Origin of the sequence: Pseudomonas sp. S3E12, from assembly GCF_001702295.1 — a bacterium.
GTDB lineage: Bacteria > Pseudomonadota > Gammaproteobacteria > Pseudomonadales > Pseudomonadaceae > Aquipseudomonas > Aquipseudomonas marginalis.
Map to the genome: position 1 here is coordinate 158,280 of NZ_MBDT01000008.1, position 21,152 is coordinate 179,431.

A 21,152-nucleotide genomic window follows, 5' to 3' on the forward strand; every position below is an offset into this window, starting at 1 on the left:
TCATGAAACCGACCCGTCTGTTATTAGCCTGGCTCAGCGTACTGCTGGGCTTGAGTATCCTGCTGGGCGCTGCGGCCGCCTTGCAGTTCAAGGTACCCGAGACCTTGCACTCAATAACGTGGGGCTTGCTCCTGGCGCTGTTGCTGCTGGCCATGCTCGACGCGCTGCGACTGCGCCGCCGACCCTCACCACGCGTGCACCGGCAGATGCCCGGCAGCCTGGCGCTGGGGCGCTGGGGCGAAGTCCGCCTGTCCCTGGAACATGACTACCCACAGGCGCTGACAGTGCAGGTGTTCGATCACGTCCCCGACGGACTGAGCTTGGAAAACCTGCCCCAGTCCATCGAATTGCGCCCTGGTGAACGCAGTGAGCTGGGTTATCGCCTGCGCCCCTTGCGCCGTGGGCATTTCGCGTTCAGTCGCTGCGAAATCCACCTGCCCAGTCCCTTGGGGCTCTGGTCTGCACGGCGCTTTATCGAAGCCGAGGACGCCACCCGCGTCTATCCGGACTTCGCCCGCCTGTACGGGGCACAACTGCAGGGTGTGGATAACTGGTTGAGCCAACTGGGGGTCCGTCAACGGCAACGACGAGGATTGGGACTGGAATTTCATCAACTGCGCGAGTTTCGTGAGGGCGACAGCCTGCGGCAAATCGATTGGAAAGCGACCGCGCGGCAACGTACCCCCATCGCCCGGGAGTATCAGGACGAGCGCGACCAGCAGATCGTGTTCATGCTCGATTGCGGCCGACGCATGCGCAGCCAAGATGACGAGCTGTCCCATTTCGACCACGCCCTCAATGCCTGCCTGCTGCTTAGCTACGTGGCCCTGCGCCAGGGCGATGCGGTGGGGTTGTGCACCTTTGCCACTGACCAGCCACGCTACCTGGCACCGGTCAAGGGCAGCAGCCAATTGAACCTGTTGCTCAATACGGTCTATGACCTGGACACCAGCCGCCGAACCGCCGACTACCAGGCAGCGGCCAGCCAACTGCTGGCCCGGCAAAAACGTCGGGCATTGGTCATTATTGTCAGCAACCTGCGGGATGAGGACGACGAAGCCCTACTCTCCGCCGTCAAGCGCATCAGTCGTCAACATCGGGTGCTGGTGGCGAGCATGCGTGAGGAAGTACTCGATCGACTGCGCCAATCCCCCGTACAAACCTTGCCCGAAGCCCTGGCCTACAGCGGTACTGTCGACTACCTCAATACTCGGGATGAATTGCATGACCGCATGAACGCCCACGGCCTGTCGGCGTTGGATACGTTACCATCAGAAATGGGCGCGGCCCTGGTGACACGCTACCTGGGTTGGAAGAAAGCCGGAGTATTCTAAAAAAGCGCACGACTGCGGCAGGGACAGCAGCACCCCGGCCGCGTCGACAGCGCGCCGCTTCTAGGCCGAAGCCTGCAAGGGATCAAAACTGAAGTACTGCAACAGCACGTTGATCAGTTGCCCATATTCCTCGGGAGCCTCAAGCACGCTGAACCCGGAATCGTAGTGCTGCGGGTTGATATCTTCATGGCTCCACAGGCAGGTCGCCGTGATGTCAATGACATGGAACGTGTCGTCAGCACCAGGTATCTTCAAGCGCAACTCGAAGTCCACATCGACCATCATGGGTAACTGGCTGACCAACATCAGCCCGTCGTCAGAGACGTTACCCAGAAAACCTATGGGTTTGTCGGTGAGACGGTTAAACACTTGCAGGAAATACGGTAGTTGATGCCGCTCGATCCGTCGGTCGGTAAACATGGTGAGATCGCCATCCAGTGGCCATGACTCTGGCCGTGCCAGTGATTCGGAACGAGCGCAATTGCTCGCTCTCCCTGGATCTCGGTGTGACAACGGACAACATTTTGTCACTCGACAGCTGCCGAATCCGGGCCCTGCATCCGTTCGAATAGAAACTTGTACAAACGAACGTTAAAAGAATAGCCCAAGACTGGCAACGGGCCAGTTATTAAATGACGAATGCCATTACAAAGAAGCGGGCCGCGGCTGTGCCACGCTCGCACCGGGGTAATGACCCAGTTGCTGCAAGGTGTCCAGCCTCGCGCGGGCACGGTAGGCGTACTCGCTCGACGGGTACTGGTTAATGATGAATTGATAGGTTTGCACGGCGTCGACAAACAGTTTCTGGCGTTCCAGGCATTGTCCGCGCAACATCGAAACTTCCGGTTGTACATAACGCCGTGTACGGCTCTCGCGGTCGACCTGGGATAGTTCCAAAGTGACGCGCTCGCAATCACCGACCTTGTACGCACGGTAGGCATTGTTCAAATGGTGGTCCATCGACCAACGGGTGCAGCCGACAACACTGACGGCCAGGGCAGCAATGAGCAAAATTCGCATGAAGGTTCTCCTGTCTTGTGCAGTGTATCGACCCCTCGTCAAAAATCTTCAAGGATGTTCATCTATTCAACCGGCGCGAAAACAAGCGAATCGTCGATAAGTAGTGCAAACGAACAATGACTACAACCAAAGAGCATAGTAGCCTTCCTCAGCGCTTGAACTCAGGAGTCTGTGCATGTCCGTCCGTCGTACCAAAATCGTCGCCACCCTTGGCCCGGCCAGCAACTCGCCGGAAGTCCTCGAACAGCTGATTCTGGCTGGTTTGGACGTTGCCCGTCTGAACTTCTCCCACGGCACCCCGGACGAGCACAAGGCTCGCGCCAAGCTGGTGCGTGACCTGGCCGCCAAGCACGGCCGCTTCGTCGCACTGCTGGGTGACCTGCAAGGCCCGAAAATCCGTATCGCCAAATTCGCCAACAAGCGTATCGAGCTGAAGATCGGTGACAAATTCACCTTCTCCACCAGCCACCCGCTGACCGAAGGCACCCAGGACGTCGTAGGTATCGACTACCCGGACCTGGTCAAGGATTGCGGCGTCGGTGACGAGCTGCTGCTGGACGACGGTCGCGTGGTGATGCGCGTCGACACCGCGACCCCGACTGAACTGAACTGCACCGTGATCATCGGCGGTCCGCTGTCCGATCACAAAGGCATCAACCGTCGTGGCGGTGGCTTGACCGCCCCAGCCCTGACTGAAAAAGACAAGGCCGACATCAAGCTCGCCGCTGAAATGGAAGTGGACTACCTCGCCGTGTCCTTCCCACGCGACGCCGCCGACATGGAATACGCCCGTAAACTGCGCGACGAAGCCGGCGGTACCGCCTGGCTGGTGGCGAAGATCGAACGCGCCGAAGCCGTGGCCGATGACGAAACCCTCGACGGCCTGATCAAGGCGTCCGACGCGGTGATGGTTGCCCGTGGCGACCTGGGTGTGGAAATCGGCGACGCCGAGCTGATCGGCATCCAGAAAAAGATCATCCTGCACGCACGCCGCCACAACAAAGCGGTAATCGTCGCGACCCAGATGATGGAGTCGATGATCCAGAATCCGATGCCGACCCGCGCCGAAGTGTCCGACGTGGCTAACGCCGTGCTCGACTACACCGACGCCGTGATGCTCTCGGCCGAAAGTGCCGCCGGCCCGTACCCACTGGAAGCCGTGCAGGCCATGGCGCGTATCTGCGTCGGTGCCGAAAAGCACCCGACCAGCAAGACCTCCAGCCACCGCATCGGCAAAGTGTTCGAAAGCTGCGACCAGAGCATTGCCCTGGCCGCCATGTACACCGCCAACCACTTCCCGGGCGTAAAAGCGATCATTGCCCTGACCGAAAGTGGCTATACGCCGTTGATCATGTCGCGTATCCGTTCTTCGGTACCGATCTACGCGTTCTCCCCGCACCGCGAAACCCAGGCCCGTGCGGCCCTGTTCCGTGGCGTGTACACCGTGCCGTTCGACCCGGCGTCGTTGCCGCCCCATGAAGTCAGCCAGGCGGCCATCGACGAGCTGATCAAGCGCGGCGTAGTGGAGAAAGGCGACTGGGTCATCCTGACCAAAGGCGACAGCTACCACACCATCGGCGGCACCAACGGCATGAAGATCCTGCACGTTGGCGACCCAATGGTCTGAGTGACAGGCTGAAAAACAAAAGCCCTGCCATGTGAATGGCGGGGCTTTTTGCTTTCCGTGTGGCAGGGAGCATGTCGAATCGTCGCACCCACATGGGGTTAGCGCTTGTCCATAAACCCCGACAACGCCGCAATCGCTTCCGGCGACTTCAAACGCTGCACAAACAACGCCCCCTCTTCCTCGATTACTTGCCGCAACTGCTCACGGTCCACGCTCTTCATCAACTGCTTGCAGACCTGCACCGCTCCCGGCGCCAGGGTTTCAAAGCGCTCGGCCATTTCCCGCGCCTTGGCCAATGCCGCTTCGCCACTGCCCAACGCTTCGGTAGCAATCCCCCACGCGGCCGCTTGTTCGCCGCTGAAGCCCTCACCCAGCAACAGCAGTTCAGCCGCCTTCGCGTGCCCCAATAAACGCGGGAGGATCAGGCTCGACCCAAACTCCGGACACAGCCCCAAATTGACGAACGGCATGCGCAACCGTGCATCGCGGCTGATGTACACCAGGTCGCAATGCAGCAGCAGGGTGGTGCCGATCCCCACCGCCGCACCCGCTACAGCTGCGATCACCGGCTTGCGGCAGTTGAGCAGGCTTTTCATAAAGTGAAACGGCGGGCTGTCGAGGTCGCTGGGCGGCTGTTCAAGAAAGTCGCCGATATCGTTGCCGGCGGTAAAACACTCGCTGCTGCCCTGGATCAGCACGGCATTGATCTGCGGGTCCGCATCGGCCTGCTCCAACGCCTCGGCCAATTGGCTGTACATGGCTCGGGTCAGGGCGTTTTTCTTATCCGGGCGATTGAGCTGCAGGGTCAGCAGCCCGCGCTCGCGTTGCAGCAGGATAGCGTCGGTCATGGCGAATCTCACGGCAGTGGAATTCAGCACTCAACCACGGGGCAGGAACACATCGGCCAGCAGTTGATTGCGCGGCAGTCCCGCCAGGAACAGGCGCTTGGAAAACGCATCGACGCTGAGGGGATGCCCGCAGAGTAAGGCCAGGGTTTGCCGGGAAACAAGCCGCAGTTGCGCCAATGCCTGGGCCGACTCGGCCGCAGTCCACAGCTCCACCGTCAGGTTGGGATGACGCGCAGCCAGTTCGGCCAGGGGTCCGGCCAGGTAATGACCGTCGGCATCATGGGCCAGGTGAATCATACGGATGGCGCCCTGGTGATCCTGGCGCAACGCCTCGCGCAGCACACCCCACAAAGGGCCCAGGCCGGTACCGGAAGCCAGCAGCCACAGCGGCCGGGATTGCCAGTCGGGATCGTATTGCAGTGCGCTGCCACGCAGTTCTCCCAGGCGCAGGCGATCACCCACCGACAACGCGCGCGCGGCATCGCTGAATGCGCCGGGCTGGCGGCAATCGATATGAAACTCCAGGAAGGCATCCTCCTGAGGCAGGCTGGCCAGGGAATAAGGCCGTGCCACCTGCCCGACCCACAACACCAGGTGCTGCCCGGCGCGATACCGCAGTCCACGCTCCGGTTGCAGCCGCAGGCGCAGCACCGAGGCATTCAACCAATCGGCCCCCACCACCTGGGCCGGCAAACCGTCACGCAGTGGGTCGAACGCCTCGACCTGCAGATCGCCGATCACCTGGCACTGGCACGCCAGGCGCCAGCCCTCCTGGCGTTGTGCCGGGCTCAAAGCAGCGGGCTGCAGGTCCTCGACCTCGCCCTGGCACCGCACCAGGCACGCATGGCAACTGCCGGCCCGGCAACTGTAGGGCACGGCCACACCCGCCTGACTCAAGGCATCCAGCAGGTTGCTGCCGGTGGCTACCGACCAATGGCGTTCGCCGACGTACAGTTCAGGCATAGCAGGACTCGATCACAAGGGGCGCGCACAGGGAATCATGCCTGCGACAGTTTGACCATAGTCGGGTGTATCGGCCACCGTGCCGGGTTATACTGCCGCGCCTTTTTAGCGTCGCGCCTGCACCACTTGGCGTGCCTTGGAAAGGTGGACTCAGCCGACCGATGCACCCCACTGAGCCCACCTTTATTGAATGTTCCCTTATAGAGGAGCGCGACTCATGACCGTGATCAAGCAAGACGACCTGATTCAGAGCGTTGCCGACGCCCTGCAATTCATTTCCTACTACCACCCCGTTGATTTCATCCAGGCGATGCACGAGGCCTACCTGCGCGAAGAATCGCCGGCAGCCCGTGACTCCATCGCGCAGATCCTGATCAACTCGCGCATGTGCGCCACCGGCCATCGCCCGATCTGCCAGGACACCGGTATCGTCACCGTGTTCGTGCGCGTGGGCATGGACGTACGTTGGGATGGCGCCACCATGGGCCTGGACGACATGATCAACGAAGGCGTGCGTCGCGCCTACAACCTGCCGGAAAACGTCCTGCGCGCCTCCATCCTGGCCGACCCGGCCGGCGCACGTAAGAACACCAAGGACAATACCCCTGCCGTGATCCACTACTCCATCGTCCCGGGTAACACCGTGGAAGTGGATGTGGCGGCCAAGGGCGGCGGTTCCGAGAACAAGTCGAAAATGGCCATGCTCAACCCGTCCGACTCGATCGTCGACTGGGTGCTCAAGACCGTTCCGACCATGGGCGCCGGCTGGTGCCCACCGGGCATGCTCGGCATCGGCATCGGCGGCACCGCCGAGAAAGCCGCGGTGATGGCCAAGGAAGTGTTGATGGAATCCATCGACATCCACGAGCTGAAAAAGCGCGGCCCGCAGAACCGTATCGAAGAGATGCGCCTGGAGTTGTTCGAGAAGGTCAACCAACTGGGCATCGGCGCCCAGGGCCTGGGTGGCCTGACCACCGTGCTCGACGTGAAGATCATGGACTACCCGACCCACGCCGCTTCGCTGCCGGTGTGCATGATCCCCAACTGCGCCGCCACCCGTCACGCGCACTTCGTGCTCGACGGTTCGGGCCCGGCGTCGCTGGAAGCGCCACCGCTGGACGCCTACCCGGAAATCGTCTGGGAAGCCGGCCCATCGGCCCGTCGCGTCAACCTCGACACCCTGACCCCGGAAGAAGTGCAGAGCTGGAAGCCGGGCGAAACCGTACTGCTCAACGGCAAGATGCTCACCGGTCGCGACGCCGCGCACAAGCGCATGGTCGAGATGCTGAACAAGGGCGAAAGCCTGCCGGTGGACCTCAAGGGTCGCTTTATCTACTACGTCGGCCCGGTTGATCCGGTGCGCGAAGAAGTGGTTGGCCCTGCCGGTCCGACCACGGCGACGCGGATGGACAAGTTCACCCGTCAGATCCTCGAGCAAACCGGCCTGCTGGGCATGATCGGCAAATCCGAGCGCGGCCCTACCGCGATCGAAGCGATCAAGGACCACAAGGCCGTGTACCTGATGGCGGTGGGCGGCGCCGCTTACCTGGTGGCGCAGGCCATCAAGAAATCGCGTGTGGTGGCCTTCGCCGAACTGGGCATGGAAGCGATCTACGAGTTCGACGTGAAAGACATGCCGGTCACCGTTGCGGTGGACAGCAAGGGCGAATCCGTCCACATCACCGGTCCTGCCATCTGGCAGAAAAAGATCAGTGAAAGCCTGGCGGTAGAAGTGCAGTAAGCACCCTCCCCCAAGACTGAGGCGACCGCGGCCCATGGCCCGGTCGCTTTTTTATTGCCTGCTGATTCACCTATGGCAAGCGGGTTTATTGTGGTGAGCGGGCTTGCCCCGCTCACCACAAGAAGCCCACTCTCCCCTTCAGCCACGACAGCCCCTCACCACAAGACCCAAGCCGCTCATGTTATGGTGCACTCCCCTTACCGTGCCTGCCCATCACCGTATGATCGTGATCCCGCGTCCCCTGCGCCTGACCTTCTACTCCCTGCTGATCATCGCCGGTGCGCTGCTGGCCGCGGCCTTAGCCACGCGCCATGCCGAACGCCAGGCGTTGGTGGACGATGCGGCCCGCGCCAACCAGCAGCTGGCGCTGTACGCCAACTCCCTGCACACCCTGATCGAACGCTACCGCGCCCTGCCCGCCGTGCTGGCGCTGGACTCGGAGATGATCAACGCGCTCAAAGGCCCGTTGGACCCCGGCACCCAGGACCTGCTCAACCGCAAGCTCGAACGCATCAACGGTGCGGCGCAGTCCTCCACCCTGGAGTTGATGGACCGCACTGGCCTGGCTGTGGCCGCCAGCAACTGGAACTTGCCGAGCAGTTACGTCGGGCACAACTACGCGTTTCGGCCGTATTTCAGCCAGACCAAGAGCCAGGGCACCGGGCGCTTTTACGCGGTCGGCGTAACCACCGGGATCCCGGGGTATTTCCTCTCCAGCGCCGTGCTGGATGAACACGAGCAGTTCCTTGGCGCCATGGTGGTGAAACTGGAATTCCCTGAGCTGGAGCGCGAATGGGCCCAGGGCAATGACCTGTTGCTGGTCAGCGACGCACGCGGCATCGTGTTTATCGCCAATCAACCGGGCTGGCGTTATCGCAACCTGCACCCGTTATCGGCCAGCGATCTGGCCGAACTCAAGGCCACCCGCCAATACGACAAGAAACAACTGCAGCCGCTGGACACCCAGACGTTGCAACGCTTCGACGAAAACAGCCACCTGATGCGCGTCAACGGCCCCGAAGGCAACGCCAATTACATCTGGGAGTCCCTGCCGCTGAAAGCCGAGGGCTGGACCCTGCACCTGTTGCGCAAACCCCAGTTCGCCTTTGAAGACCAGCGCAACGCCGGCCTCGCCGCCGCCGGCTCCTGGCTGGCGCTGGTGTTCCTGGTGCTGTTCCTCAGCCAACGCTGGCGCCTGGCCCGTTTGCGCCAGCGCAGCCGCGAAGAACTCGAACAGCTTGTGGAAGAGCGCACCCAGGCCCTGCGCACGGCCCAGGATGGCCTGGTGCAATCGGCGAAATTAGCGGCGTTGGGGCAGATGTCCGCCGCCCTCGCCCATGAGATCAACCAGCCGCTGACCGCCCAGCGCATGCAGTTGGCGACCCTGCGGTTGCTGCTGGACCACGGTCGGGTGGACGACGCCTACAAGGCCCTGACCCCACTGGACGACATGCTCACACGCATGGCCGCGCTGACCGGCCATCTCAAGACTTTTGCGCGCAAAAGCCCCAGTGGCCTGCGCGAACGCCTGGACCTGGCCACCGTGGTCGACCAGTCCCTGCACCTGCTCGACGCGCGCCTGCGTGATGAAGCCATCGGCAGCGTGCTGGACCTGACCCGCCCCGCCTGGGTACGCGGCGACGCGATCCGCCTCGAACAGGTGCTGATCAACCTGCTGCGCAACGCCCTCGACGCCATGGCCGACAAACCCCGCAAGCGCCTGGAAATCCGCCTGCATGCCGACCAGCAACTGTGGCAACTCACGGTCAGCGACAGCGGCGGCGGGATTGCCGAGGAGCACCTCAACAGCGTGTTCGATCCGTTCTTCACCACCAAGCCGGTGGGCGACGGACTCGGCTTGGGCCTGGCGGTTTCCTACGCTATCGTGCACGAATTGGGCGGGCGCCTGAGCGCCAGTAACCGTGGCGACGGCGCGGTATTCACCCTGACCTTGCCTATCGCGCTGGAGACACCCGACTTATGTTGAACGCGGTGATTGTGGTCGATGACGAAGCCAGCATTCGTACGGCCGTCGAGCAATGGCTGAGCTTGTCGGGGTTCGAGGTGCAGTTGTTCAGCCGCGCCGAAGCCTGCCTGGCGCAACTGCCCAAGGACTTTCCCGGAGTGATCCTGAGCGACGTGCGCATGCCCGGGCTCAGCGGCCTGGAGCTGCTGGCCGAAGTGCAGCGCCGTGACGCCGACCTGCCCGTCATCCTGCTGACCGGACATGGCGATGTACCGATGGCCGTCGAAGCCATGCGCGACGGCGCCTACGACTTCCTGGAAAAACCCTTCAGCCCCGATGCCTTGCTCAACAGCCTGCGCCGCGCGTTGGACAAGCGCGGGCTGATCCTCGAAAACCGCCGCCTGCACCAACAGGCCGATCATCGGGCGCAGTTGGAGTCGAGCCTGCTCGGCGTGTCCCGTGGCTTGCAGAACCTGCGCCGGCAGGTACTCGACCTGGCGACCTTGCCGGTCAACGTGCTGATCCGTGGCGAGACCGGCAGCGGCAAGGAGCTGGTCGCCCGCTGCCTGCATGACTTCGGCCCACGCGCGAAAAAACCGTTTGTGGCGCTCAATTGCGCAGCGATCCCCGAGCAACTATTCGAGGCCGAACTGTTCGGCCACGAAAGCGGCGCCTTCACCGGTGCCCAGGGCAAGCGCATCGGCAAACTCGAGTACGCCCATGGCGGCACGCTGTTCCTCGATGAAATCGAAAGCATGCCCCTGGCCCAGCAAGTGAAGCTGTTGCGGGTGTTGCAGGATCAGAAGCTGGAACGCCTGGGCTCCAATCAAAGCATTCATGTGGATTTACGCATCATTGCCGCCACCAAGCCGGACCTGCTGGAAGAAGCCCGCGCCGGGCGCTTTCGCGAAGACCTGGCCTATCGCCTGAACGTTGCACAACTGCGCCTGCCGCCTCTGCGCGAGCGCCGCGAAGACATCCCGCTGCTGTTCGATCACTTTGCCCAAAGCGCCGCCGAGCGCCTGGGCCGCAACGTGGAACCGCTGAGCGGCGCGCAGTTGGGCCGCCTGCTCAGCCATGACTGGCCGGGCAACGTGCGTGAGCTGGCCAACGTCGCCGAACGCCAGGTGCTGGGCCTTGGCGAGCCGGAGCCGGAAGGGATCGAAGCCGGGCAATCGCTGGCCGCGCAGCAGGAGGCGTTCGAGGCCCATTGCCTGAAGGCTGCATTGACCCGGCATAAAGGCGATATCAAGGCGGTGCTGGCGGAGTTGCAGCTGCCACGGCGCACCTTTAACGAAAAGATGCAGCGCCATGGGTTGGCCAGGGACATGTTCCTGAAAGACGAATGAGCGGATTTCCGCTCATCACCTCAAAAACATCAGCGACTTTCCGCCCAAAATAAAACCCAGCCCCTTCTAGACCGGGCCTTCATCTACCTGGCACAGCTCCTGCTATAGCCCCAGCCAGGCTGCGCTCGCGCCGCTCCATAAAAACAACTAGATGAAGGATCCTTCAATGGATAACTCCAACACCTTGCCCCTGGGGTCGGCGGCCGCGCCGGCTAAAGAACGCACCACCACCAGCCGCATCAAATCGATCTTCAGCGGATCGGTCGGCAACATGGTCGAGTGGTACGACTGGTACGTCTACGCCGCGTTCTCGCTGTACTTCGCCAAAGCCTTTTTCCCGAAAGGCGACACCACCGCCCAATTGCTCAACACCGCTGCGATCTTCGCCGTGGGCTTCCTGATGCGCCCGATCGGTGGCTGGCTGATGGGCCTGTACGCCGACCGTGCGGGTCGCAAAGCAGCACTGATGGCGTCGGTCCTGCTGATGTGCTTCGGTTCGTTGATCATCGCCCTGAGCCCCGGTTACGAAACCATCGGCGTCGGCGCACCGATCCTGCTGGTGTTCGCCCGCCTGCTGCAAGGCTTGTCGGTCGGTGGCGAATACGGCACCTCGGCCACCTACCTGAGTGAAATGGCCACCAAGGAACGTCGCGGTTTCTTCTCCAGCTTCCAATACGTGACCCTGATCTCCGGCCAGCTCATCGCCCTGGCCGTGCTGATCGTGCTGCAGCAGATCCTTACCACCGAGCAACTGTACGACTGGGGCTGGCGTATCCCGTTCGCCATCGGCGCCCTGTGCGCAGTGGTCGCGCTGTACCTGCGTCGCGGCATGGAAGAAACCGAGTCGTTCACCAAGAAGGAAAAAGCCAAGGAAAGCGCCATGCGCACCTTGATGCGCCACCCCAAGGAACTGATGACCGTGGTCGGCCTGACCATGGGCGGCACCCTGGCCTTCTACACCTACACCACCTACATGCAGAAGTACCTGGTGAACACCGTCGGCATGAGCATTTCCGACTCCACCACCATCTCGGCGGCAACGCTGTTCCTGTTCATGTGCCTGCAACCGATCGTCGGTGGGCTGTCGGACAAAGTCGGGCGTCGGCCGATCCTGATCGCCTTCGGCATCCTCGGCACCCTGTTCACCGTACCGATCCTCACCACCCTGCACACTATCCAGACCTGGTGGGGCGCGTTCTTCCTGATCATGGCCGCGCTGATCATCGTCAGCGGCTATACCTCGATCAACGCCGTAGTCAAGGCTGAACTGTTCCCGACCGAAATCCGCGCCCTGGGCGTGGGCCTGCCCTATGCACTGACCGTGTCGATCTTCGGCGGTACCGCTGAATACATCGCGCTGTGGTTCAAGAGCATCGGGATGGAAACCGGTTACTACTGGTATGTGACCGCGTGTATTGCAGTGTCGCTGGCGGTCTATGTGACCATGAAGGACACACGCAAGCATTCGCGCATCACCACGGACTAACGGTTGGATGCAGTAACAAATGTGGGAGCGGGCAAGCCCGCTCACCACAGTTACAGTGTTCCTCCTTAACTGACTGGCATTGGGGTTTGCCCGCTCCCACCTGTTGAATCAGGACACCTCTGCTACCGGGCTCCGGCCATACCGCCGCTGTGCATACGACGCCCCGACAATCATCACCACCAGCACCGCCGCCAATACCGCCGACGATCCAATGGTGCCGAAATCCAATCCGCCCTTTTCATGGGGCTTGGTCAGGAAGTCGCCCAGGGTTGCACCAAACGGCCGGGTCAGTACAAACGCCACCCAGAACAACAGCACCGACGAGATTTGGGTGAAGTACTTGAGCGCCACCACCGCGGCAATGGTCGAGCCAATCAACAAGGCGCCACCGGCAAAGCCGAGCCCCGAATCGTCCGCCAGGAAGTCGCCCAACGCAGTGCCCAGGGTGTTGGAGAACAGGATCGCCATCCAGTAGAACAGCTCGCCTCGGAAAGTCTGCACCTTGTTCACGTTCAGCGAGTCACCACTGAGATGCCACAAGGCAAAGATGATCATCAGGATCACGATCAGGATCATCGACCCGGTGGCGTAGCCCAGGCCCAGGGTGCGGTCCATGAAGTCCGACATGGTGGTGCCGGCGGTGCTGGTGGACAGGATCACGATCCAGTACAGCACCGGGTTGTAGGTTTTCGACCAGAGTTGTGTCACCAGAGTGACCAGGAACACGCTGATGAGGATCATCGAGCTGATGGCGTAACCGACGTTCAGGGTCATCGACAACAAATCCCCGGCGGTTTCGCCGAGGGTGGTTGCGCAGATTTTCATGACCCAGAACGCCAGCGTGATCTGAGGAAGTTTATTCATGCGGTAGAAGGCTCCGAGGCTCAGTCTTATAGGGGGTATCGACCTTGGGCGCAGACTGAACGGGCCGCTGTGAAAAATAGGTGGCCGCTGAATGAAAATTCCATAGGATCGATGGAAATTCGTCGCCGTGGATTGCACTATGACGGCCTCCCAGAACCCCGCAGCAGGAACCCGGCCATGCCTGACGATATCCACTTCTACGAACCGGCCAACGGCCACGGCCTGCCCCATGACCCGTTCAATGCCATTGTCGGGCCACGGCCGATTGGCTGGATTTCATCCCACGACAGTAACGGGCGCCTGAACCTGGCGCCCTACAGTTTTTTCAATGCGTTCAACTACATTCCACCGATCATTGGGTTTTCCAGCGTCGGGCGCAAAGACAGCCTGAACAACATCGAACAGACCGGCGAGTTTGTGTGGAACCTGGCCACCCGCCCGCTGGCCGAGCAGATGAACCAGAGCTGCGCGGCCGTCTCGCCGGAGGTGAATGAGTTCGAGTTGTCCGGCCTGACACCGGTGGCGTCGAAAATCGTCGGCGTGCCGCGAGTGGGCGAGAGCCCGGTGTCGTTCGAGTGCAAGGTGACGCAGATCATCCAACTGCAGCGCGCCGACCAGCAGTTGGTGCCCAGCTGGCTGGTGCTGGGCGAGGTGGTCGCGGTGCACATTGCCAAGTGGCTGCTCAAGGATGGGGTGTACGACACTGCCGCCGCCGAGCCGATCCTGCGTGGCGGTGGCCCGGCGGATTACTTCCAGCTGGGCCCGGAGGCGTTGTTCAAGATGTACCGCCCAGGCGCCACCCAACCCTGACTGAAATACACCAAAAAAGTGGGAGGGGGCTTGCCCCCGATGGCAATGGCACATCCAACATCGTTGTTGGCTGACACACTGCTATCGGGAGCAAGCCCCCTCCCACATTAGAGGGTCGGCGTTGCTCAGCTCGCGGCGCTCGCCCAGGTCAATTGACCCTCTTCATCCACACCGATCAACCGCTCAAGCTGCACGGTGGCGGCATCATCGGCGTCGGAGGCAGTCTTGAACGTCTGTCCATCCAGGATCTTGTGAAACTGCGGGGCGCCCATGCCATCCAGTGCCTTGACGGCGACGGCGGCGCTGTAGCCCCCTTCACCCGGTACTACGGCGGAAACGGCTTCGTGGTGGGCAAATTGTTTACGTGCCATGTTGCAGGTCCTGGCCAATGGAAAAGTTGGCCATTCTAACCATTAACCGGCCAGTTGCAGGTACTCGCCGTAGGCATTGGCGGCGGAGGCATCGGTGAAGGTCTGGAAGTCCATGCTGCGCACGACCATGTCGTTCAACAGCTCAGTGAAGATCATCAGGGCCGGCGAGTTGAAGTAGGCGCTCATCGCCTGCTCGCTGCTCCAGAAACCCGAGATCAACCAGACATCGGGATCGACCTGGGAATGCTGCAACGAAAATTGCAGGCAACCCTGAGCCTGACGGCCCGGTTCGATCAAACTGCTCAAGCGTGCACCCAGTTCGGTGCTGCACCCGGTGCGGGCGCGGATAAAGGCCATATGGCTCGCGGGAATGGGGGTGGACATGTTCGACTCTCCCGTTGAGAAGTGATGCTCGGCAAGCACTGTGGGGGCGTGTTGCCACAGGATCAAAGATAACGGCGCGGGTGCGGGCGCGGTTAGTCAATTCCTGCAGGCTTATTGCACAATCCTGCGAGAAGCGTAGGAAGGACGGAGGGACCGCCGATTCGATTCCACAGGCAAACGCCTTGTTTCAGGGACATGACAGCCCGAGAACTTGCCTGATTCACGACGCGTCGCAGGATCAGGCAAGGATTGTGCAGAATCGACCTAACACTGTTTGAAAAGCCGCCGCTAAGCTGAGCCCATCAAAAAAGCATGCAGAGGACGCCTTATGCCGTCGCCCGAACATCAGTCCATGCCCCTCGACGCCGAGACGGAAAAACAGCGCGCCGAGTTGGCGAGCATCGTACATCGTCACACCTGGGAAGACGGCTCCTATGGCACGGCGATTACGTCACTGTTCCTGAACCGCCACAACACGCCGCGTGACTTCATGCCGGTACTGGTGGAGCCGGCGTTGTGCATCCTCGCCAACGGCAGCAAGGAAGTGCGCCTGGCCGACGAAATCTTTGCCTACGACCCGCTCAATTACCTGGTGTTCTCGGTGGCGATGCCCGTGGCCGGGCGAATCATCGATGCCACGCCGGAAGATCCAAACCTGTCAGTGCGCATCAATATCGACCCGGCGCAGCTGACTGCCTTGATCGCCGAGGCCGGCCCCATGGGCGTGCCCACGCGCCCGACATCGCGCGGGATGTATGTGGACCGCATCGATCCCCAGTTGCTCGACGCCGTGCTGCGCCTGGCGCGCCTGCTGGATACGCCCAAAGACATTGCCATGCTGGCGCCGCTGATCAACCGTGAAATCCTCTACCGCCTGCTGCGCGGTCCCCAGGGTTATCGTCTGTATGAAATTGCCGTGGCCAACAGCCAGAGCCATCGCGTCAGCCAGGCAATCAAGTGGCTCAATGGCAACTACGAACAACCGCTGCGCATCGATGACCTGGCCAAGGAAGTGAACCTCAGCGTCTCGACCCTGCATCACCGTTTCAAGGCAATTACGGCCATGAGCCCGCTGCAGTACCAGAAACAGCTGCGCTTGCAGGAGGCACGTCGGCTGATGATTGCCGAAGGGCTGGAAGCGTCGGCGGCGGGGTATCGGGTGGGGTATGAAAGCCCGTCGCAGTTCAGCCGGGAGTACAGCCGGTTGTTTGGGGCACCGCCGCTGAGGGATTTGGCCAGACTGCGCCAAAGCGTCTGACCCATATTTGCCCAACCGTGTTTTTCAGTCCAGGGTCCGGGGCAGTTGCAACGTCACCCGCAAGCCGCCCTCACGCAAATTCTGCAAACTCACTTCACCGCCATGGCTATGGGCAATATTGCGCGCAATCCCCAAGCCCAAACCGTAACCCTGCTGCTGGCCGGCCAGGCGAAAATGCGGTTCGAAGACCTGTTCCAGGCGCTGTTCCGGCACGCCAGGGCCTTCGTCGTCGACGTGCAGGATGAACTCCGCGCCATCGTCCTCAATACGCAAATGGGCGTTCTGCCCGTACTTCAAGGCATTGTCGATCAGGTTGCCGATGCAGCGCTTGAGCGCCAGCGGCTTGCCCGGGTACGCCGCCACCGCTGCGCCGTCCAGGGTGACCCGGCCGTTGCCGTTGGGGGCCACATAAGGCTCCACCAGGCATTCGAGCACATGGTTGAGGTCGACCGGCTGGATGTTCTCGTGGATATCGGTGTCTTTCACACATTGCAGCGCGCCTTTGACCAGCAACTCCAACTCATCCAGGTCACGGCCGAACTTGGTTTGCAGGTTCTCGTCTTCGAGCAATTCCACGCGCAGGCGCAGGCGGGTAATCGGTGTGCGCAGGTCGTGGGAAATCGCGCTGAACAACTGGCTGCGCTCCGTGAGGTAACGGCTGATGCGTTCGCGCATGGCATTGAACGCGCGGCCCACTTCCACCACTTCACTGCCGCCGCCTTCAGCCACCGGCTCCACATCGGCGCCCAGGGACATGTCACGCGCCGCCCGCGCCAGGCGCTTGAGCGGCCGGCTTTGCCAGTGCACCAGCAGGCCGATGAACAGCAGCAAAAAGCCGCTGGTCAGCACGATAAACCACACCTGCTGGGACGGCAGGCCCTGTTCTTCCAGGCTGGTGTAGGGCTCGGGCAACAGCGAAGCGATGTACAACCATTCGCCGGGGGCGAGTTCGATCTGGGTCACCAATACCGGCGGGTTGACCGGCTCCAGGGTCAGCGCGTAATGCGCCCAGGAACGCGGCAACTCATCCAGTTTCAAGCCGGCGTTGAAGATGCGCAGGTCTTCGGCGCTGACGAACTCCACCGAGATAGGCACGTCGGCGCCCAGGGTCTGGCGCAGGACTTCATCCACGGCCACCAGCACCGCCTGCTTGCGCGGGGTTTGCGGCAACACTTGCATGTCGAGGGGCCGATCATTCAGGGTCACGACAAAACGGGTGCCGCCCATGCTGCGCAGCTGGTCAAGGACCAACGGCCGATAGGCCACCGGCAACGAACGGAAATAACTCACGCTGGCAGTCATCGAGTGCGCCAGGCTACGGGCGCTGGTGACCAGGCCTTCGAGCTGGGTGGCGCGCAACTGCGAGACCCAGATCACGCTGGACAGCGCCTGGGCGAACAGCACCGCGAGCAAGGTCAGCAGCAACATGCGCCCCAGCAGCGAGCGCGGTACCGGGAAGCGGCGACGGCGTTCGCTCAGCGGCTCAGTGGGCATTGCCGGCAACCACGCTGGCTGCCAGTTGATAACCGCTGCCGCGCACGGTGCGGATCAGCCTCGGGGGTTTTTCGGTGTCGCGCAGGCGTTGACGCAGGCGGCTGACAGCCATGTCGACGATCCGGTCCAGCGGCATCAGGTCGCGGCCACGGGTAGCATTGCCGATGGTGTCGCGGTCGAGAATCTGCTGCGGGTGATCGAGAAACAGCTTGAGCAGGGCAAAGTCGGCACCGGAGAGGATCACCTCTTCGCCATCCACGTGGAACAGCCGATGGCTGATCATGTCCAGGCGCCATTCATCGAACACCAGCACATCGCCATTACCGCTGCGCTCCTGGCCGAACTGGCAGCGGCGCAGCAAGGCCTTGATCCGCGCCTGCAACTCGCGGGGGCTGAAGGGCTTGCCGATATAGTCGTCGGCCCCCAGTTCCAGGCCGATCACGCGGTCGGCTTCGTCGGAACTGGCGGTGAGCATGATGATCGGCACCTGCGCCTGGCGCGGGTGCTGGCGAATCCAGCGGCAGAGGCTGAAACCGTCTTCGTCCGGCAGCATCACATCGAGGATGACCAGGTCGCACGGCGCCTCGTTCATCGCCTGGCGGAACCCCGCGCCATCCGGCACGCCACGCACCTGGAAACCGGCGCGACTGAGGTAGGTCTGCAGCAATTCGCGGATTTCCTGGTCGTCGTCGACGAGGAGAATCGATTTACTGATTACGCTCACGGGGTCCTCCTTGTTGTTATAGGGGGTGCGGGTCAGGCAAACGCCTGCTCCAATGCGACGCCCGCCCCGGTCAACCCGGAATACGGCGCGGTCACCAGCCACACCGGGATGCCCTTGAAGTAGTCGCTCATGCAGCCTTTGTCACTGAAGCTCCTGGCAAAACCGCTGTGGATGAAGAAGTCGGCAAACCGCGGAATCACCCCACCCACGATATACACACCACCGCGCCCACCGGTGGTCAGCACATTGTTGCCGGCTACCCGTCCCAGCCAGATGCTGAATTGATCCAACACTTCCATGGCCACCGGGTCGCCCGCCAGGCCCGCTGCCGTGATGGCTTCGGGGGTGTCGAGCACCGGGGTGTGGCCATCGACCGCGCAAATCGCACGGTACAGACGCGGCAGACCGCCACCGCTCAAGGCGGTTTCTGCGCTGACGTGGCCGATCTCGGTGTAGATATGCTGCCACAGCTGGGTTTCCCGTGGGCTGCTCAGGGGCAGGTCGACATGGCCACCCTCCCCCGGCAACGCCGCAAAGCGGCCTGCGCCGAGGTCCAGCAGGGTACCGACGCCCAGGCCGGTGCCCGGACCGATCACCACCGCCGGGCGCAACGGTTCCGGCGTGCCTTCGCAGACCACGCGGAATTCGTCGGGCTTGAGGCGAGTCATGCCCAGGGCCATGGCCGAGAAGTCATTGACCAGCAACAGCTCATCCACCTGCAAGGCCTGGCAAAACGCAGTCTTGCTCAAGCGCCAGTGATTGTTGGTGAATTTAAATTCATCCCCGCTCACCGGCCCGGCGACCGACAGGCACACCGCACCGATGTCGCCGATTTGCAGGCCTTCTTCCTTGAGATAGACCTTGATCGCGTCCTCAGGGCTTTGGTGATCCGCCGTGGCATGCACCCGGATCGAATGCAGTGCCTGATCTCGCCACAACGCAAAACGGGCGTTGGTACCCCCGATGTCACCGACCAGCGCTAGCTTCACTTAAGCGTCTCCAAGGCACAGGTAAAGGCGCTGGCGCCCTGCTCTGCGGAGCTTGCGGCCAAGCGCATAAATGCAAACAGCTCGCGACCGGCCCCCACGTTATTGCCCAACAGGCCCGTGGCAGGCGTGCGCGCTGCAAATTCTTCGGCGTCCACCTTAAGCTCCAAGGTGCCCTTCACGCCATCCACGCGAATGATATCGCCATCTTTGACCCGTGCCAGTGGCCCGCCGCTCTGGGCTTCGGGGTTGACGTGAATCGCGGCGGGGATCTTACCCGACGCGCCGGACATACGCCCGTCTGTCACCAGTGCGACTTTGAAGCCACGGTCCTGCAGCACGCCGAGGAACGGCGTCATCTTGTGCAGTTCCGGCATGCCGTTGGAGCGCGGGCCCTGGAAGCGCATCACGGCGACAAAATCCTTTTCCAGCTGGCCGGCCTTGAACGCATCGGCCAGGTCCTGCTGGTCCTGGAACACCACCGCCGGCGCTTCGACGATCTGATGCTCAGGGGCTACGGCAGAGACTTTCATGACACCGCGGCCGAGGTTTCCTTCCATCACACGCAGGCCACCTTCCGGCGAGAACGCGCGCGCCACCGGGCGCAGGATGGTTTCGTCGAGGCTTTCGATCGGGCCGTCGCGCCACACCAGCTCGCCGTCGACCAGGAATGGTTCCTGGACATAACGGCTCAGGCCCTTGCCCGCCACAGTGTTGACGTCGTCGTGAAGCAGGCCGGCTTCAAGCAGCTCGCGGATCAGGAACGACATGCCGCCCGCTGCCTGGAAGTGGTTGATGTCGGCCTTGCCGTTTGGATACACGTGGGACAGAGTCGGCACCACCTCGGAGAGGTCGGCCATGTCGTCCCAGGTGAGGATGATGCCCGCCGACATGGCGATGGCCGGCATGTGCAGGGTGTGGTTGGTGGAACCGCCCGTCGCATTGAGCGCAACGATGGCATTGACGATGGATTTCTCGTCGACGATCTCGCCGATCGGCGTGAAGTTGCCGTTGGCCTTGGTCAGGCGCGTGACCTGGTGCGCGGCTTCGCGGGTCAGGGCGTCACGCAGCGGCGTGTACGGGTTGACGAACGAGGCACCCGGCAAATGCAGGCCCATCACTTCCATCAGCAGTTGATTGGTGTTGGCGGTGCCGTAGAAGGTGCAGGTGCCGGGGCTATGGTAGGACTTCATCTCCGATTCCAGCAGCTCTTCGCGAGTGGCCTTGCCTTCGGCGTAGCGCTGGCGCACATCAGCCTTCTGCTTATTGGAGATGCCCGACGGCATCGGCCCGCCCGGTACGAAGATCATCGGCAGGTGGCCGTAGCGCAGCGCGCCCATCATCAGGCCGGGCACGATCTTGTCGCAGATGCCCAGCATCAGCGCGGCGTCGAACATGTTATGGGACAGCGCTACCGCCGTGGACATGGCGATGACTTCACGACTGAGCAGGCTCAGCTCCATGCCGGGCTCGCCCTGGGTCACGCCGTCGCACATGGCCGGGGTGCCGCCGGCGAACTGGCCGACCGAGCCGACCTCGCGTAGGGCTTTCTTTATTTGTTCCGGGAAATGTTCGTACGGCTGGTGCGCCGAGAGCATGTCGTTATATGACGAAACAATTGCCACGTTGGCGGCGTTCATCATGCGCAGGCTATTTTTATCTTCGGTGCCGCAACCGGCCACGCCATGGGCGAAGTTGGCGCATTGCAGCTTGCCGCGCATCGGACCGTCGCTGGCTGCGCCGCGAATGAGCGCAAGGTAAGCCTCACGAGTGGCGCGGCTGCGGGCGATAAGCCGTTCGGTGACCTCAAGGACGCGGGGATGCATGTGTAGAACTCCAGGCTAACGGATGTGGCGACCTGAGTGTCTATGCTGATCAAACGCCCGCAGCTCATGGGATGGCAGAGAGTCGTTTGGATCATCGGACC

19 protein-coding genes are annotated in these 21,152 nt (G+C 62.1%); 8 read left to right on the plus strand and 11 right to left on the minus strand.

Annotation, left to right across the window (positions count from 1 at the left end; translation table 11 throughout):
* The first annotated feature begins 2 nt into the window (after positions 1 to 2).
* On the plus strand, positions 3 to 1,334 hold the full coding sequence (locus tag BB029_RS10915; RefSeq protein WP_065939182.1) for a DUF58 domain-containing protein: 1,332 nt from the start codon (positions 3 to 5) through the stop codon (positions 1,332 to 1,334).
* Positions 1,335 to 1,394: 60 nt separating this feature from the next.
* Here BB029_RS10915 and BB029_RS10920 read toward each other — a convergent pair whose 3' ends face one another.
* Both BB029_RS10920 and BB029_RS10925 read right to left on the minus strand, forming a co-directional pair.
* The gene (locus BB029_RS10920) at positions 1,395 to 1,754 is read right to left on the minus strand and encodes a PilZ domain-containing protein (RefSeq protein WP_065939183.1); all 360 of its coding nucleotides are present in this window, start codon (positions 1,752 to 1,754) and stop codon (positions 1,395 to 1,397) included.
* A gap of 225 nt (positions 1,755 to 1,979) precedes the next feature.
* Entirely contained in the window at positions 1,980 to 2,354 is a 375-nt protein-coding gene (locus BB029_RS10925) for a hypothetical protein (RefSeq protein ID WP_025854787.1), read from the minus strand.
* Positions 2,355 to 2,529: 175 nt separating this feature from the next.
* Between BB029_RS10925 and pyk the strand changes: the two genes are divergently transcribed.
* The gene (pyk, locus tag BB029_RS10930; protein ID WP_065939184.1) at positions 2,530 to 3,981 is read left to right on the plus strand and encodes a pyruvate kinase; all 1,452 of its coding nucleotides are present in this window, start codon (positions 2,530 to 2,532) and stop codon (positions 3,979 to 3,981) included.
* A gap of 98 nt (positions 3,982 to 4,079) precedes the next feature.
* Here pyk and BB029_RS10935 read toward each other — a convergent pair whose 3' ends face one another.
* Together BB029_RS10935 and BB029_RS10940 are read right to left on the minus strand one after the other, a co-directional pair.
* Positions 4,080 to 4,829, minus strand: a complete 750-nt coding sequence (locus tag BB029_RS10935) for an enoyl-CoA hydratase-related protein (RefSeq protein WP_065939185.1) — start codon at positions 4,827 to 4,829, stop codon at positions 4,080 to 4,082.
* A 30-nt stretch (positions 4,830 to 4,859) separates the two neighbouring features.
* Positions 4,860 to 5,792 (minus strand): iron-sulfur-binding ferredoxin reductase, encoded by a 933-nt coding sequence (locus BB029_RS10940; protein WP_065939186.1) that lies wholly within the window; start codon positions 5,790 to 5,792, stop codon positions 4,860 to 4,862.
* Positions 5,793 to 6,009: 217 nt separating this feature from the next.
* On the opposite strand from BB029_RS10940, the gene BB029_RS10945 reads away from it, so the two are divergent.
* The 4 genes from BB029_RS10945 to BB029_RS10960 all read left to right on the plus strand — a co-directional run bounded on the left by BB029_RS10945 (position 6,010) and on the right by BB029_RS10960 (position 12,334).
* On the plus strand, positions 6,010 to 7,533 hold the full coding sequence (locus BB029_RS10945; protein ID WP_027605509.1) for a fumarate hydratase: 1,524 nt from the start codon (positions 6,010 to 6,012) through the stop codon (positions 7,531 to 7,533).
* Between the two features lie 220 nt (positions 7,534 to 7,753).
* Complete coding sequence (locus BB029_RS10950; protein WP_065939187.1) at positions 7,754 to 9,520, plus strand: ATP-binding protein; 1,767 nt, start codon at positions 7,754 to 7,756, stop codon at positions 9,518 to 9,520.
* Complete coding sequence (locus BB029_RS10955) at positions 9,514 to 10,848, plus strand: sigma-54 dependent transcriptional regulator (RefSeq protein ID WP_065939188.1); 1,335 nt, start codon at positions 9,514 to 9,516, stop codon at positions 10,846 to 10,848. Before BB029_RS10950 ends, BB029_RS10955 begins: the two co-directional genes overlap by 7 nt.
* 166 nt (positions 10,849 to 11,014) lie before the next feature.
* A complete protein-coding gene (locus BB029_RS10960) occupies positions 11,015 to 12,334 on the plus strand; it encodes an MFS transporter (RefSeq protein ID WP_065939189.1) in 1,320 nt (439 codons plus the stop codon).
* A gap of 108 nt (positions 12,335 to 12,442) precedes the next feature.
* On the opposite strand, the gene BB029_RS10965 is transcribed toward BB029_RS10960, so the two are convergent.
* The gene (locus tag BB029_RS10965) at positions 12,443 to 13,198 is read right to left on the minus strand and encodes a hypothetical protein (RefSeq protein WP_065939190.1); all 756 of its coding nucleotides are present in this window, start codon (positions 13,196 to 13,198) and stop codon (positions 12,443 to 12,445) included.
* Between the two features lie 177 nt (positions 13,199 to 13,375).
* Here BB029_RS10965 and BB029_RS10970 point away from each other — a divergent pair, with 177 nt between their 5' ends.
* Complete coding sequence (locus tag BB029_RS10970; protein WP_065939191.1) at positions 13,376 to 14,008, plus strand: flavin reductase family protein; 633 nt, start codon at positions 13,376 to 13,378, stop codon at positions 14,006 to 14,008.
* A gap of 125 nt (positions 14,009 to 14,133) precedes the next feature.
* On the opposite strand, the gene BB029_RS10975 is transcribed toward BB029_RS10970, so the two are convergent.
* Positions 14,134 to 14,379, minus strand: coding sequence for a hypothetical protein (locus tag BB029_RS10975; protein WP_027605503.1), 246 nt, complete (start codon positions 14,377 to 14,379; stop codon positions 14,134 to 14,136).
* A gap of 42 nt (positions 14,380 to 14,421) precedes the next feature.
* Positions 14,422 to 14,763, minus strand: a complete 342-nt coding sequence (locus BB029_RS10980; RefSeq protein ID WP_065925866.1) for an antibiotic biosynthesis monooxygenase family protein — start codon at positions 14,761 to 14,763, stop codon at positions 14,422 to 14,424.
* A 328-nt stretch (positions 14,764 to 15,091) separates the two neighbouring features.
* On the opposite strand from BB029_RS10980, the gene BB029_RS10985 reads away from it, so the two are divergent.
* The gene (locus BB029_RS10985; protein WP_027605501.1) at positions 15,092 to 16,021 is read left to right on the plus strand and encodes an AraC family transcriptional regulator; all 930 of its coding nucleotides are present in this window, start codon (positions 15,092 to 15,094) and stop codon (positions 16,019 to 16,021) included.
* A gap of 24 nt (positions 16,022 to 16,045) precedes the next feature.
* Here BB029_RS10985 and BB029_RS10990 read toward each other — a convergent pair whose 3' ends face one another.
* The 4 genes from BB029_RS10990 to edd are packed head-to-tail and all read right to left on the minus strand — an operon-like array spanning position 16,046 to position 21,051.
* Positions 16,046 to 17,515, minus strand: a complete 1,470-nt coding sequence (locus tag BB029_RS10990) for an ATP-binding protein (RefSeq protein WP_027605500.1) — start codon at positions 17,513 to 17,515, stop codon at positions 16,046 to 16,048.
* Complete coding sequence (locus tag BB029_RS10995) at positions 17,505 to 18,239, minus strand: response regulator (protein WP_024077192.1); 735 nt, start codon at positions 18,237 to 18,239, stop codon at positions 17,505 to 17,507. The genes BB029_RS10990 and BB029_RS10995 overlap by 11 nt, the downstream gene beginning before the upstream one ends.
* Before the next feature lie 32 nt (positions 18,240 to 18,271).
* Positions 18,272 to 19,228 carry a glucokinase gene (locus tag BB029_RS11000; RefSeq protein ID WP_065939192.1) on the minus strand — a complete coding sequence of 319 codons (957 nt, stop codon included), beginning with the start codon at positions 19,226 to 19,228 and terminating at the stop codon, positions 18,272 to 18,274.
* Positions 19,225 to 21,051, minus strand: coding sequence for a phosphogluconate dehydratase (gene edd, locus BB029_RS11005; protein ID WP_027605498.1), 1,827 nt, complete (start codon positions 21,049 to 21,051; stop codon positions 19,225 to 19,227). Before edd ends, BB029_RS11000 begins: the two co-directional genes overlap by 4 nt.
* Positions 21,052 to 21,152: the final 101 nt, after the last annotated feature.

Excerpts from the sequence above, each read along its gene's own strand:
- BB029_RS10980 (WP_065925866.1), bottom strand. The coding sequence starts at position 14,763 with ATGTCCACCCCCATTCCCGCGAGCCATATGGCCTTTATCCGCGCCCGC.
- BB029_RS10945 (WP_027605509.1), top strand. The coding sequence starts at position 6,010 with ATGACCGTGATCAAGCAAGACGACCTGATTCAGAGCGTTGCCGACGCC.
- BB029_RS10940 (WP_065939186.1), bottom strand. The coding sequence starts at position 5,792 with ATGCCTGAACTGTACGTCGGCGAACGCCATTGGTCGGTAGCCACCGGC.
- BB029_RS10990 (WP_027605500.1), bottom strand. The coding sequence starts at position 17,515 with ATGCCCACTGAGCCGCTGAGCGAACGCCGTCGCCGCTTCCCGGTACCG.
- BB029_RS10935 (WP_065939185.1), bottom strand. The coding sequence starts at position 4,829 with ATGACCGACGCTATCCTGCTGCAACGCGAGCGCGGGCTGCTGACCCTG.
- BB029_RS10965 (WP_065939190.1), bottom strand. The coding sequence starts at position 13,198 with ATGAATAAACTTCCTCAGATCACGCTGGCGTTCTGGGTCATGAAAATC.
- BB029_RS10985 (WP_027605501.1), top strand. The coding sequence starts at position 15,092 with ATGCCGTCGCCCGAACATCAGTCCATGCCCCTCGACGCCGAGACGGAA.
- pyk (WP_065939184.1), top strand. The coding sequence starts at position 2,530 with ATGTCCGTCCGTCGTACCAAAATCGTCGCCACCCTTGGCCCGGCCAGC.
- BB029_RS10925 (WP_025854787.1), bottom strand. The coding sequence starts at position 2,354 with ATGCGAATTTTGCTCATTGCTGCCCTGGCCGTCAGTGTTGTCGGCTGC.
- BB029_RS10920 (WP_065939183.1), bottom strand. The coding sequence starts at position 1,754 with ATGTTTACCGACCGACGGATCGAGCGGCATCAACTACCGTATTTCCTG.
- edd (WP_027605498.1), bottom strand. The coding sequence starts at position 21,051 with ATGCATCCCCGCGTCCTTGAGGTCACCGAACGGCTTATCGCCCGCAGC.
- BB029_RS10970 (WP_065939191.1), top strand. The coding sequence starts at position 13,376 with ATGCCTGACGATATCCACTTCTACGAACCGGCCAACGGCCACGGCCTG.
- BB029_RS10960 (WP_065939189.1), top strand. The coding sequence starts at position 11,015 with ATGGATAACTCCAACACCTTGCCCCTGGGGTCGGCGGCCGCGCCGGCT.
- BB029_RS10955 (WP_065939188.1), top strand. The coding sequence starts at position 9,514 with ATGTTGAACGCGGTGATTGTGGTCGATGACGAAGCCAGCATTCGTACG.
- BB029_RS10975 (WP_027605503.1), bottom strand. The coding sequence starts at position 14,379 with ATGGCACGTAAACAATTTGCCCACCACGAAGCCGTTTCCGCCGTAGTA.
- BB029_RS10950 (WP_065939187.1), top strand. The coding sequence starts at position 7,754 with ATGATCGTGATCCCGCGTCCCCTGCGCCTGACCTTCTACTCCCTGCTG.
- BB029_RS10915 (WP_065939182.1), top strand. The coding sequence starts at position 3 with ATGAAACCGACCCGTCTGTTATTAGCCTGGCTCAGCGTACTGCTGGGC.